11 protein-coding genes and 1 pseudogene are annotated in these 13,523 nt (G+C 57.2%); 10 read left to right on the forward strand and 2 right to left on the reverse strand.

The features are described from left to right. Positions 1-397: 397 nt before the first annotated feature. The 3 genes from AC0TNJ_RS19300 (at position 398) to AC0TNJ_RS19310 (ending at position 1,772) form a co-directional block, all read left to right on the forward strand. Positions 398-907, forward strand: coding sequence for a GNAT family N-acetyltransferase (locus AC0TNJ_RS19300; protein ID WP_473772080.1), 510 nt, complete (start codon positions 398-400; stop codon positions 905-907). A gap of 156 nt (positions 908-1,063) precedes the next feature. Then, positions 1,064-1,288 carry a hypothetical protein gene (locus AC0TNJ_RS19305; RefSeq protein ID WP_473769377.1) on the forward strand — a complete coding sequence of 75 codons (225 nt, stop codon included), beginning with the start codon at positions 1,064-1,066 and terminating at the stop codon, positions 1,286-1,288. A gap of 202 nt (positions 1,289-1,490) precedes the next feature. After that, positions 1,491-1,772 (forward strand): hypothetical protein, encoded by a 282-nt coding sequence (locus tag AC0TNJ_RS19310; RefSeq protein WP_122002345.1) that lies wholly within the window; start codon positions 1,491-1,493, stop codon positions 1,770-1,772. 56 nt (positions 1,773-1,828) lie between these two features. Here AC0TNJ_RS19310 and AC0TNJ_RS19315 read toward each other — a convergent pair whose 3' ends face one another. Together AC0TNJ_RS19315 and pdxR are read right to left on the reverse strand one after the other, a co-directional pair. Next, the gene (locus AC0TNJ_RS19315; RefSeq protein ID WP_473772081.1) at positions 1,829-3,982 is read right to left on the reverse strand and encodes an OmpA family protein; all 2,154 of its coding nucleotides are present in this window, start codon (positions 3,980-3,982) and stop codon (positions 1,829-1,831) included. A 172-nt stretch (positions 3,983-4,154) separates the two neighbouring features. Further along, positions 4,155-5,624, reverse strand: a complete 1,470-nt coding sequence (gene pdxR / locus AC0TNJ_RS19320) for a MocR-like pyridoxine biosynthesis transcription factor PdxR (protein ID WP_473772082.1) — start codon at positions 5,622-5,624, stop codon at positions 4,155-4,157. 312 nt (positions 5,625-5,936) lie between these two features. Here pdxR and tauA point away from each other — a divergent pair, with 312 nt between their 5' ends. The 7 genes and pseudogenes from tauA to pta all read left to right on the forward strand — a co-directional run bounded on the left by tauA (position 5,937) and on the right by pta (position 13,502). Further along, a complete protein-coding gene (tauA, locus tag AC0TNJ_RS19325; protein ID WP_122002405.1) occupies positions 5,937-6,962 on the forward strand; it encodes a taurine ABC transporter substrate-binding protein in 1,026 nt (341 codons plus the stop codon). A gap of 132 nt (positions 6,963-7,094) precedes the next feature. After that, a pseudogene (locus tag AC0TNJ_RS19330) lies at positions 7,095-7,906 on the forward strand (taurine ABC transporter ATP-binding protein). Continuing rightward, positions 7,899-8,726 (forward strand): ABC transporter permease subunit, encoded by an 828-nt coding sequence (locus AC0TNJ_RS19335; protein WP_122002342.1) that lies wholly within the window; start codon positions 7,899-7,901, stop codon positions 8,724-8,726. The pseudogene AC0TNJ_RS19330 and the gene AC0TNJ_RS19335 overlap by 8 nt, the downstream one beginning before the upstream one ends. A 120-nt stretch (positions 8,727-8,846) precedes the next feature. Next, positions 8,847-9,236, forward strand: coding sequence for a nuclear transport factor 2 family protein (locus AC0TNJ_RS19340; RefSeq protein ID WP_122002341.1), 390 nt, complete (start codon positions 8,847-8,849; stop codon positions 9,234-9,236). Between the two features lie 39 nt (positions 9,237-9,275). Beyond that, the gene (locus AC0TNJ_RS19345) at positions 9,276-10,676 is read left to right on the forward strand and encodes an NAD(P)/FAD-dependent oxidoreductase (protein WP_473772083.1); all 1,401 of its coding nucleotides are present in this window, start codon (positions 9,276-9,278) and stop codon (positions 10,674-10,676) included. A 22-nt stretch (positions 10,677-10,698) separates the two neighbouring features. Beyond that, positions 10,699-12,474, forward strand: coding sequence for a sulfoacetaldehyde acetyltransferase (gene xsc, locus AC0TNJ_RS19350; RefSeq protein WP_473772084.1), 1,776 nt, complete (start codon positions 10,699-10,701; stop codon positions 12,472-12,474). A 50-nt stretch (positions 12,475-12,524) separates the two neighbouring features. Next, complete coding sequence (gene pta / locus AC0TNJ_RS19355; protein ID WP_473772085.1) at positions 12,525-13,502, forward strand: phosphate acetyltransferase; 978 nt, start codon at positions 12,525-12,527, stop codon at positions 13,500-13,502. The last annotated feature ends 21 nt before the right edge of the window (positions 13,503-13,523 follow it).

Below are 13,523 nucleotides of genomic sequence, written 5' to 3' on the forward strand. Positions count from 1 at the left end.
GCAAGAGCCGATCGAAGAGTTGACGAAAAATTGCGTATTTTCCGGCGCTTTTTTGCCTTCGCTCCACCAATCCGCCTCAATTCATTCGATTGAAGGGCTGCCGCTCCTTCCTGTCGGCCCCATTATTCCTCACACCTGTACTGAGCAGTACCCGATATGAATGGCGGTAAGTAGCCTCGATATTGGTCAAACTTGTTGTGAGTTTTCGCAAAATGAGAGGATTTCTCTGACAAATTGTCAGCAAGATAGCCGTTGAGGTGCAATCAACATGCCAACCTCTTGAGCGCTCGCCAGGGACAGGATAGTTCGTCGAGTGAATTGACCTCTCCAAAGCAGCATCATGATACAGGCAACAAACCAGACAAATTTTATCATCCGTCCGCTCCAAAGAAGTGAAGTGACCGACATCTGGCAGATCGATCGGAGCGAGATCATTGAGGAAATGTATCGTCTCGACGGAGAACAGCTGCTGCTTGAGCCGCGCTTCTATGATGTGCGAGGCTGGCCCGAGGGCGAAGCCGAAATCTACACGCCGATCCTGCTCGACTGCTACGACCACGGCGGCGTTTTTCTCGGTGCTGAAGTGGATGGGGCTTTGGTTGCCGTCACGGTTACGGATGTGCGTCCTGTCGGCGCCTATCCGGAATTACACCAGCTTGGCTTCATGCATGTCGATAACGCCGTCCGGGGATTGGGCCTTGCGGGCGAACTCTATCGGCGCAGCATGGCCCTTGCCACGGAAGCCGGAGCTCAAGGGTTCTATATTTCCGCCACCCCCACGCGGCGGACCATCGATTTTTATCTGAAACGGGGGGCGAAAGTTACATTGGCCCCTGATCCCGTGCTCTTCGAACGCGAGCCGGAAGATATTCATCTCATCCATCGATTCAACAGCGAGGCTTCGTGAAGCGGAACAGGAACCGCTATCATCGATTCCTCAATCTGCATTCGACGAGGCCGAAATACCTGCAAACTCCCGCGTTGCGTTGATTGTCGCTGTCATAAAACGATTTGTTGCTTTCCCCATGAATTAGGGGTTCAATTGATCAAATGGGAGATCACCATGCCATTTCGCGGTAACAAATATCAGGGAACATACGCACCCGAGGATATTCAGGTTCTTCAGGCTGCCTATAATCGTTGCTGCGGCTTTCTGGATCGATGCCCCACTACACATGAAGACAAAGAGACACTCGCGCGAGCGATCATAAGAACATTTGAATCCGGTGAACAGAACCCGGACAGGATCGCGGAAATCGTAGCGAAGCTTGAGCACGCCCGCGCCTAAAATCTGTCTGTTTTTTTGTAAAAAGCAATGAAGGACAGACGTGTAACTCTGGCAAATCTGTGACTGTCTGAATGTTTTACGCAAAGTAAATAATTCCGAGGTATAAACATTTTACAATCTGCTATATTTCAGTATAGTAGATTGCACGGATTTATAGGCTTTCGGATGGAATGATCTGTCAGCCATATGCGGAATGCATAGAATGCCATTTTCGAGAGATTACTACTTCGGGCGCTTCAAACCCGCCGAGTTGGAAAAGCTGCAAGCGGCTTACGTGAAGTCGTGTGAATCGATGTCACGTTGCCCCATCACCTCTCCCCACAAAGACGAAATGGCACGCGAAATCATCCAGATTTATGAATGCGGCGTCCGCGACGCCGAAAAAATCGCTGAGCTCATGGTGCAGATCGAGGCCGTAAAACCACGGCCTATGGGCGAATTGCTGCTTGAGCAGGCCACGGCACTCCAACCCAAGACGGCTTGATCGCAATCACTTCAATGCGCTACCCGGATGCGGTTTACGCATCCGGGTATTTTTGTTCAACGCTGGGCGACGGGCCGCACCAGCGGGGTGACGCGACGAATGGTGACGCGACGATTTTCCTGTTCAGCGGCTTGCGTGCGAATTTTGAGGAAGCGTTCGCCATATCCCTGCGTAACAAGATTTTCCGCAGGAATATCGTAGACCTCCGTCAAAAGGTTCGCGACCGATTCAGCGCGTTTGTCCGACAGGACCAGATTTGACCGATCCGAGCCGACTGCGTCCGTATGTCCCTCGATAAAGAAGGTTTCACCAGGGTCCTTCGCCAGCACCTTCTGCATAGCGGTCGCAACCTTGCGCAAGGTCTTGGCCTGCGACAAGGAAACCTCGGCGCTTCCCGTCGCGAAATGGATCGTATCCAGATCGATGCGGCGCACCTTGTCGCGCAGACGGGCAGAGTGGCGAACTTCATCGATCGTATAGACCCGCTCCACGCGTTCTACTGGCGGCATGGCAAGGAAGTCGTAAAAATCGCGATCCGGATCGTCCGCAACGTCGATAATATAGTCCCTCACCGGAATGGTCAGGCGCATCGGCGGAAGTTCGTAGCCGACATCGATGATCGAAGCACGTGGATTATCGTCATATTCCGGCGCATAGATCATCAGATATTCGTTGCCGTCCCGGTCGATACGGGAACGTTGCAGAACATCGCCATAACGATCATAAACCGTAACGATCTGGTATCCGCCGGAACGAACGATGGTTTCGCGGGTGCGGCCCCGCGGCAGTTCATCGTAATAGGTCCGTTCCGCGTCGCGACGCAGTCTCGGGCGATCATCGCCGCGCACGAAGATGCGGTCGCCCACGTCGAGAATGACGCGGTTATCCACTTCCTCGATTACTTTGACGTTCGTGACATTGTTGGTCACATTATTGACCGTCGTGTTATTGATGACCGTATTGTTCACCACCGTGTTGTTAACGATGTTGGTGGTTTCCGGCACGGCAAAAACCGGCGCTTCCTTTATGCGAGTGCCCTCTTCCTTGAGATTGGCCTCGATCTTCTGCGGGAGTGCAGCCTTCACTTCATCGGGAATAGCGACCTGTGCCGCAGCATCATTTGCGGGCGGCGCTACATTTTCCTCGGAAGCACGCTGCTGTTCACGCTGTTTGCGACGCTCTTCACGCGACTGGCTTCCGCCCGAATTGTCGGCATCCTTGTCGCTGTCGAGAATGGCGGCACCATTTTCAACCGGCAGGACCACCGTATCGTTCGTCTTGGCCGGGTCTTTTGCAATCTCTTGCTTTTCCTCGGTCGAACGCTGATCGACTATTTCCGGCGCCTGCCCCTGTTGCGGACTTTCGGTTGATTGCGGCTGCTCGACCGGGGTCGCAGGCTGAGCCTCATTTTGCGGCTTCTCCGTCGCCTTCGGTTCTTGCGGTTGAGCTTCTTCAGGATGCTCGACAATCGAGTCTTTCGCTGGCTCTGTCTGCGAAGGTGTTACAGGGAGTGCCTCCGCCGGCTGCTCGGCTGGCTTTTCCGCTTGCGGAGCCGGAGCTTCCTTTGCCGGTTTTTCAGGTGCAGGTTGCTCGGGTTGCGCTTCAGGCTCCACAGCGGGAGCTTCCTTCACCGGCTTTTCGGTGGGCGCTGTTTGCTTCTGAGACTCGGCGGCCTTGCGAGCAGCCTCCTCCGCTGCCTTCTTCTGTTCTTCGGCGCGACGCTGGGCTTCTTCTTCAGCAGCCTTCTGCTGCTGTTCGCTCTGGCGCTGCGCCTCTTCCTCGGCTTTTTTCTGCTCAGCGGCCTGCCTGGCCTGTTCTTCAGCCTGTTTCTGCGCTTCGCGCTCTGCGGCCTTCTGTTGTTCCTCGGCTTGCTTCTGTGCTTCGCGTTCGGCGGCTTTCTGTTGCTCTTCTGCCTGCCGCTGAGCTTCCTCCTGAGCGGCCTTTTGCTGCTCTTCGGCTTGTCGGCGGTTTTCTTCCTCCGCGGCGCGCTGTTGTTCCTCAGCCCGACGCGCTTCTTCTTCCGCTGCCTTTTGCTGTTCTTCAGCCTCGCGCTGCTGCTGCAGCAATAGCTCGTCGGACGGCTGGTCTCCACTCTCCTGTGCCAGCAGGATGGGAGCCGTCAAGGTATCCGCGAGCACAGGCTGCGCGAGAATGGAGGCCGAGAGAACCGGCACCGCCACCGTGGCAAGAAGCTTCGAACGAATAGACATATATCCTTCTCCTTCTGGAAGGCAGAATTGATGTGCGTCTGCCTACGGATTCGCAGGCAAAGACACTGCACGTCGCCAGCGGTACCCACTGAATTGGGACAAATTCCGGCGATTTCACAAATCCGTTATCGTAATCCACATGAACGCAGGCTGAACCCAAGCGTTCCGAACATTACGAGATTTGCCGCATTCGTCGGGCCAGAAGCTCTATGCCTTCCGCAATGCGGCTGAGTGGAATTGAGGAATAGGCGATACGAAAATAACGGCATGGCCGGTCGTCGCCCCAAAAGAATGGCGAGCCTGACTCGATCAGCACACCGTCCTCGCGCAGATCGCGGGCAAGCTTGTCTGCGTCCATGCCCTCAGGGCCTTCGATCCAGAAAGCGGTGCCACCAAAACCCGACTTACCGGCGATTTTCAAGCCTTCACGATCCAGGGCTTCGATCATGACGATATGGCGCTTGTGATATTCCATCCGCATACGATGGATGACGGCATCGTAGTGGCCAAGCGCCAGAAAATAAGCTGCCGTCCGCTGCAGATGGCCGGGCGGATGGCGCAACATAAGTGCACGCAGCGCCCTCGCCTCGCGGATGACAGGCGCGGGCGCAACCAGATAGCCGAGCCGTAGCCCTGGAAACAGCGACTTGGAAAAGCTGCCCACATAAAGAACTCGGCCATACTGATCCAGCGATTTCAGCGCCGGTGTCGGCGGCTGGAGAAAGCTCATCTCGAATTCATAATCATCCTCGACGATGACGAAATCGCGCTCGGCAGCCGCCTCCAGCAACGCTATACGCCGCACCCGCGGCATGGTCGCTGCGGTGGGTGATTGGTGACTGGGCGTCACGAAGACCGCATCAATGCCGTCCGGCAGCAACTCCGGCGGCAAGCCGCCTTCATCTACATCCAATGCAGTCACGCGTGCGCCGGTCAGATGCAGCGTGGCGCTGATATCGGGATGGCCGGGGTTCTCACAAACGGCATGCGAACGCTGCGTCAAAAGCAGATGGCTGATGATCCAAAGCGCGTTCTGCGCGCCGACCGTGACCAGAATTTCGTCCGGTTCGGCGCGTATTCCTCGACTTGGCAGCGTGCGCGAGCGGATATAGTTGACAAGCTCCACATCGTCAGCGGCTGCGAAATCGCCTGCCATAAGGATGAAATCTTCTCGTGCCAGCGCACGCCGGGCGCAATCGCGCCATGCGGCGAGGTCAAACAAAGTCTGATCCATCTGGCCGTAGAGAAACGGGTAGCGGTATTTCCGCCAGTCGAGCGGTTTGCGAATGGTTTTGGCTATATTGAAGCCGGGGCGCAGTTTGGACGACCAGTCGACGGCGGTATCAGGTGTCTGCAAGAAATCCCTGTCGGGATGACTGATGGGCGGCGTCGCGGCTACGTGATAGGCACTGCGCGAACGCACTTCCAGATAGCCCTGAGATACGAGCTCCTGATAGGCCAGTGTTACGGTGAGGCGGGATATTTTCAGATAATCTGCCAGTTTCCGCGTCGAAGGCATGCGGACGCCCGGCAATATGGCACCGGAAAGAATGGCTGACACAGTGGTCTCGCGGACCTGCGATTGCAATCCAGTGTTTCGGCTGCCGTCTATGAAGAAAATCGTCGGCGAGACTGCATCCAAAACTCTACTCCATTAGTAAATTTGCAACTACGCCTCGGTTTGCGTCAGTTTTTCCGCTTCATGCTCCACTTAGCAATAGCGTTTCTTCTTTCTGATTTTCCCCATGGAATAATTGCGCTGGCGAAAGTGTGGCATGTCCGCATATCCGGCAGCCCCCTCTCCGCCACCAAACTGGACTTATTGACTATTCAAACTGGATATAAGGCAAAATTGATGAGATGGCTATCGTTCGTATCTGGAACTGGAGATTGGCGGAAAACGCCAGCAGTCATGACCAAGTCAGGCATGGTTCTTAAATGGAAGGGGAACTCCATGAACTATTTCAACTGCATAAAACGGGTGGTTTTATTTTCGGCTGCAGCAGCGCTTTCCACATCTGCAGCCTATGCCGAAACCACGGTTGTAGTCGGTTATCAGCAAATTGTCGGTCCATTTCTAACCGCAATCGCCAACGGAAAATTCGATGCGGCAGCCAAGGAAGCCGGATACAAGATCGACTGGCGCCAGTTTGCGTCGGGCGGCGATATTTCAACCGCACTTGCGTCGGGCAACGTGCCCGTCGGCGTGATCGGCTCGACGGGCATTGCCGCAGCTGCCACACGCGGCGTAGACCTCCAGCTGTTCTGGATTCTCGATAATATTGGCAAATCGGAAGCACTGGTGGCGCGCGAAGGTTCCGGCATCGAGAAGCCGGAAGACCTCAAGGGCAAGAAGATTGGCGTGCCTTTTGTCTCGACCTCGCATTTCCATCTGCTCGTCGGCATGGACGATATATGGAAGATCAATCCGCGTGATGCGGAAATCCTTAACATGACGCCTCCGCAAATCGTGGCCGCGTGGCAGCGCGGCGATATCGATGCGGCCTATGTCTGGCCACCGGCGCTTTCCGAAATTCTCAAGACGGGCAAGGAAATTGCCAATTCGGAAGAAATCGGCGCGAAAAGCGTTCCGACCTTCGATGGACTGGTGGTCGACAAGAGCTTCGCCAGCGAAAATCCGAAATTCATGACCGCCTTTACCGCCGTACTGAAGGATGCCTACGCCGACTACAAGGCCAATGGCAGCCAATGGACGGCGGACTCCGATCAGGTGAAGGGTATGGTCAAGCTGATCGGCGGCAATGCTGCTGACATACCCGGCGCGCTCGCGCTGTTGTCCTTCCCCACAGTCGAAGAACAGGCTTCACCGAGCTGGCTCGGCGGCGGCAAGGACAGCGGCGCGCTCAAGTCTGTTGCCCAGAGCGCAAAATTCCTTGTTGATCAAAAACAGCTCGACCAGGCTCTGGATGATTATAGCGGTAACGTCAACGGCAGTTTTGCCGAAGCCGCCGCGAAGTAATTACGTGACGTAATTCAAGCACCTCCGCCAGCGGTGGGTCTTCAGGCAAGCCGCTGAACCGAGACGGTTCCTGCAATATTGTAACCTCTGGTCTGTGCCGGAACCGCTCCTTCGTTCCCGAAAGGTGACGTTATGGAAACCTTGAACGTATCGAATGTCAGTCTGACCTATCCCGGTCTTTATGTGGAAGAAGCCGTGATTGCGCTGAAGGGTGTCAATCTGCGGATCGATAGCGGGGATTTCGTGGTGGCGCTTGGTGCGTCCGGCTGCGGCAAGACCACGCTTCTCAATCTGATGGCGGGGTTCATGATCCCGTCATCTGGCGAAATCACGCTAGGCGGAAGGCAGGTGCGCGGCCCCGGCGCCGACAGGGGCGTCGTGTTCCAGAAACATGCGCTGCTTCCCTGGCTCAATGTCATCGACAACACCGAGTTCGGCCTCAAGCTTCAAGGTGTGCCGAAGGCAGAACGCCGCGCCCGCGCCACAAAAAATCTGGCTTTGGTCGGCCTGCAGGATTTTCACATCACAAGATCTACCAGCTCTCCGGCGGAATGCAGCAGCGTGTCGGCATTGCCCGCGCCCTGACCTGCGATCCGGCGATGCTGCTCATGGATGAACCGATGGCGGCACTCGATGCCCTCACCCGCGAGACAATCCAGGAGTTGCTGTTGCGTGTCTGGCAGGTAACCAACAAAATGTTCTTCTTCATCACGCACAGCGTCGAAGAAGCCTTGTTTCTCGGTTCGCGACTGATCGTCATGTCGCCGCGTCCCGGACGGATCACCCACACCTACGATCTGGATTTCAACCGACGCTTTCTGGAATGCGGTGACGCGCGCGCCGTCAAGTCCAGTCCCGACTTCATCAAGATGCGTGAGACAATTCTGGGGATTATCTATGGCGATGAACGTGCATCAGGAAACCCGGAACTGGTCCATGCTTGAGTTCGTAACTCGGGCAAGGCCAGTCAAACCCGGTAAAATCTATGGCGCCCCCGGCGACGGCAACAGCGGCTTCACCAGCCTTGTGACCGCACTGATTTTGCTGGGGCTCTGGTTTCTCGTGACAGGAATGGGTTGGGTCAAGCCGCTGTTTCTCCCATCTCCTTTTGCAGTCTATGGCAAGTTTATGGTTGCTATGACCGATGGCGTAGCAAATTCCACGCTGGCCGAGCACACGCTTGCCAGTCTTGGCCGCGTATTGGGCGCCTTCGCTATTGCCTGCATCACGGCCATTCCTATTGGTATCATGATGGGGATGAGCAGCTTTGTCCGTGGCGTACTCGATCCGATTATCGAGTTCTACCGTCCGCTGCCGCCGCTTGCCTATCTGCCACTGATCATCATCTGGCTCGGCATCGGCGAATTCCCCAAGGTGTTCCTCATCTTTCTCGCGATCTTCGCGCCCATGGCGATTGCGGCCAGAGCTGGCGTGCGCTCGGTCTCCACCGAACAGATTCACGCCGCCTATGCGATGGGCGCGTCTCGAACGCAGGTGATAACGCAGGTCATCATGAAAGCGGCCATGCCGGAAATCTTCACCGGCATGCGCATCGGGATCGGTGTCGGCTGGACGACGCTGGTTGCTGCGGAAATGGTGGCCGCACATCGCGGGCTTGGCTTCATGGTGCTCAATGCAGCGCAGTTTCTGGCAAGCGATACCGTCATCATGGGCATCATAGTCATCGGCGTGTTCGCTTTCGCCTTCGACCTGCTGATCCGCTATCTGGAAAAGGTTCTCATCCCATGGAAGGGCAAAATCTGATGGTGACGCAACCGCTGTAACCAGCCCGACCGAATTCTCATTCGCAATATCAATCGCGCGGCAATTCTGCCGTGCCACGGGCAAGCTTTGCCCGAAAACAGACTTGGCAGGGAGCAACGAATGTCCGCAGGGCAACTCACAGAGAAACATTTTTCCGACCTTTTCGACGCCTTCAACCGACATGACATTGACGCGATCATGGCCTTTTTCGCCGACGACTGCGTGTTCTTCACCATCGGTGGCGATGAGGTCTACGGCACTCGTCTTGAAGGCAAGGACGCCATTGCCAAGGCCTTCTCCGGCGTCTGGGCTGCCATGCCAAATGCGAAATGGGACGGGCACAGGCATTTCGTGAGCGGCGACCGCGCCGTGTCCGAATGGACCTTTCGCGGAACCGATGCCAATGGCGCACGCGTCGAGGCTGAAGGCTGCGATCTCTTCACACAGCGTGACGGCAAGATCGTTCGCAAACAGGCATTCCGCAAGAACCGGCCTTTGCTGAAGGCGTAAGCCCCAACAATGTCCGTCGGTGATCTGGAGGACCGACATATGGATACCCACACTCTCAACAGTTTCTCCGCTACACAGCCATTCGATCCCGCCTATGATCCGGTGGTTTCGAAAACGCCGGGACAAGGCCGCGACTATGCGCCAACCTACTGGGTCGGCACGGCTGGCCCCGCGCCCGAAGATGACGGCCCCATTCGCGGCGATGTCGATGCCGATGTCGTGGTCGTTGGTTCAGGCTATACCGGGCTTTCTGCAGCGATCCACCTCGCCCGCGACCACGGCATCAAGGCGACGGTTCTGGAGGCGAACGGCGTGGCCTGGGGGTGCAGCACCCGCAATGGCGGTCAGGCGCAGATTTCCGCTGGCCGGCTCAAGCGTTCCCAATGGATCGAGCGCTGGGGCGTGGATGTGGCACGCAAGCTGCACCGGGAAATCGCCGAAGGGTTCGATCTCTTTCGCGCCCTGATCGCGGAGCCGGAAATCGACTGCGATCCACAGGATGGCGGCCATCTCTACATCGCCCATCGCGACAAGGTGCTTCCCGCGCTGGAGAGAGAATCCCGCCTGCTGAACGAGGTTTTCGGCTATGGCACCCGCATGGTGGGCCGTGAGGAAATCCACCGGGATTTCATCCGCGATCAGGAAGCCCGCGGCGCAATGTACGAACCGGACGGTATCGGCATCCATGCTGCAAAGCTCGCCTTCGGCTATCTCAGGCTTGCCCGCAAGTTGGGCGCGAAGGTGCACACGGCAAGCCCGGTGCTGAGTTGCCGCAAGAACGGCAATGTCTATCATCTCAACACGCCGAACGGGACGGTCAAGGCGCGGCAGGTCTGCTTTGCAACTGCTGGGTATACGTCGCCCGGCCTGCATCCGCTGACCCGCTATCGGCTGATGCCGGTCTTGTCGAACTCGGTCGTAACGCGCCCGCTGACGCCGGATGAAATCGAGGCTTGTGGTCCGAAGACCGGCATTCCGTTGACGGACACGCGCACGCTTCGCCATTATTACCGCTTTCTCCCCGATGGGCGGATGCAGATCGGCAGTCGCAGCGCCATTACCGGGGCCGATGCACCGAACCCGAAACATTACGATCTGCTGCTTTCCGGTCTCTACCGGAAATTCCCGGCGCTCACCGGCATCGAGATCGATTATTCATGGTGGGGATGGGTCGATGTCAGCCACGACATGATGCCCCGCATCTATCGGCCCGACCCGGCACAGGAAATCTATTATGCCATGGGCTATGGCGGCAACGGCGTCATGTATTCGGCACAGGCCGGACGCCGCGTCGCGCAGCTCATGGCTGGTCGCGGACAGGGCCTGGATCTGCCGATCTTCACCTCCGAATTGCCGAGCTACGGCATGTTGACGCCATTCAGGCGCATAGGCCAGCGCGCCATGTATCGCTGGTATGCGCTGAAAGACGAAATTCTCTGAATTGCAAGGAAAGGTATGCGCCATGAAAATGACGACGGAAGAAGCCTTCGTAAAGGTTTTGCAGATGCATGGAATAGAGCATGCATTCGGGATTATCGGATCGGCCATGATGCCGGTTTCCGATCTGTTTCCAAAGGCGGGCATCACCTTCTGGGACTGCGCACATGAGACGAATGCGGCGCTGATCTGCGACGGCTATACGCGGGTGACCGGTAAGATGGGCATGGCGATCGCCCAGAACGGACCCGGCGTGACGGGCTTCGTCACCGCCATCAAGACCGCCTACTGGAACCATACGCCCATGCTGCTGGTGACGCCGCAGGCCGCCAACAAGACCATCGGTCAGGGCGGCTTTCAGGAAGTGGACCAGATGGCGCTGTTTGAAGAAATGGTCTGCTATCAGGAAGAGGTACGGGATGCGACCCGCATTCCGGAAGTGCTGAACCGTGTGATCGAAAAGGCCTGGCGCGGCTGTGCTCCAGCGCAGATTAATGTTCCGCGTGATTTCTGGACGCAGGTGATCGATGTGGATCTGCCGCAGATCGTGCGTCTGGAGCGTCCTAGCGGCGGGCGCGAGGCGATTGCCGAGGCTGCAAAGCTTCTGACGGAAGCAAAATTCCCGGTCATTCTCAATGGTGCCGGTGTCGTCATCGGCGGGGCAATCCCGGAATCCATAGCCCTTGCCGAAAAGCTCGATGCGCCGGTCTGTTGCGGCTATCAGCATAATGACGCCTTCCCCGGCAGCCACCGGCTTTCGGTCGGCCCGCTCGGCTATAACGGCTCCAAGGCCGCGATGGAACTGATCGCGAAAGCGGATGTGGTTCTGGCACTCGGCACCCGCCTCAACCCGTTCTCGACCCTGCCGGGCTACGGTATCGACTATTGGCCGAAAGATGCCAGGATCATTCAGGTCGATATCAACCCGGATCGGATTGGGCTGACCAAGAAGATCACGGTTGGCATTTGCGGCGATGCCAAGCAGGTCGCGCAGCAGATATTGGACCAGCTCGGCGCCAATGCCGGAAATGAAGGCCGAGAGGAGCGCAAACAACTCATCCATCAGCGCAAATCCGCCTGGCTGCAGCAGCTTTCGTCCATGGATCACGAGGATGACGATCCGGGCACGCAATGGAATGCGGAGGCACGCGAGCGCGAGACAGATCGCATGTCGCCGCGTCAGGCATGGCGGGCCATTCAGGCGGCCATGCCGAAAAATGCGATCATGTCGACGGATATCGGCAATAATTGTGCCATCGGCAACGCCTATCCGACATTCGAACATGGCCGCAAATATCTGGCGCCAGGGATGTTCGGCCCCTGCGGTTACGGCTTCCCGTCCATCGTCGGCGCGAAGATCGGGCAACCCGACACGCCAGTGGTCGGCTTTGCCGGCGACGGAGCGTTCGGCATCTCGATGAACGAAATGACCTCCATCGGCCGCAAAGGCTGGCCAGCGATCACCATGGTCATTTTCCGCAATTATCAATGGGGGGCAGAAAAGCGCAACACGACGCTGTGGTATGACAACAACTTCGTCGGTACCGAGCTGAACCCCAACCTCAGCTATGCCAAGGTCGCGGATGGTTGCGGACTGAAGGGCGTGACCGTCGACAGCCAGCAGGCGCTTACCGAAGCCCTGCAAACGGCGATCGACGAGCAGGCCAAGGGTGTGACCACCTTCATCGAAGTCGTGCTCAATCAGGAATTGGGCGAACCTTTCCGCCGCGATGCGATGAAAAAGCCGGTCGTTGTGGCTGGTATCAGCAAGGCCGACATGCGTCAGCAGATGCCGGTTTGACGATTATGCCGGGAGGTTTCCTCCCGGCAACTCCGGAGAATTATACATCCATGCTGCCACTGGAAAAGATTTTCGAGAAGGCCCGTTCCAACCCGCGCCATATCGTGCTGGCCGAAGGCGAAGACCCGCGCATCATCGACGCGGCGCTGCGTGCCGAGCGCGAAGGCATTGCCCGCATTACGCTGCTTGGTTCGCCGGATATTATTGGCAGGCAGATCGACGGATCAAGCATCCAGATCATCGATCCCACGAGATCGGACAAAAGCGCTGATTATGCGCATAAGCTCTATCGGCTGCGTCAGGCCAAGGGCACGACGGAAGAACAGGCCGAAGCCATGGCAAAGTCACCGCTGGGTTTTGCCGCCATGATGGTGCATGAAGGCGATGCGGACGGGACGGTTGCAGGTGCGGTTGCGACGACAGCAGACGTGGTACGCCACGCGCTGCAGATCATCGGCAAGGCCGAAGGTGCATCGCTTGTTTCCAGTTTTTTCCTGATGCTGCTTTGCCAGTCGCATCATCAGAAGAAAGGCGCCTTCATCTTTGCCGATTGCGGGCTCGTGGTGGAACCGGATTCCGCACAGCTTGCCGATATCGCCATGCAGTCGGCGGAATCCTACTCCCAACTGACCGAAAAAGACGCCGCCGTCGCCATGCTCTCCTTCTCCACCGGCGGCAGTGCCGCGCATGAACGCGTGTCGAAGGTGGTTCAGGCAACCCGAACGATTCGAGATCGGAAACCTGATCTGTGCATCGATGGCGAACTGCAATTCGACACGGCTTTTGTGGAGGCGATCAGCCACGCAAAATCACCGGGTTCCCCGTTGAACGGCAATGCCAATGTCTTCGTCTTTCCCAATCTGGAGGCCGCCAATATCGGCTACAAGATCGCACAGCGCATTGGCGGTGCGCAGGCGATCGGCCCCGTGCTTCAGGGGCTGGCGAAACCCGCGAACGACCTCTCACGCGGTTGCAGCGCGGACGATGTCCTCCACATGATCGCTATAACCGTCAATCAGGCAAAGTGAGGACATCGCGTCGTGCGCAAC

This window comes from Ochrobactrum sp. PL_is483 (assembly GCF_055816855.1).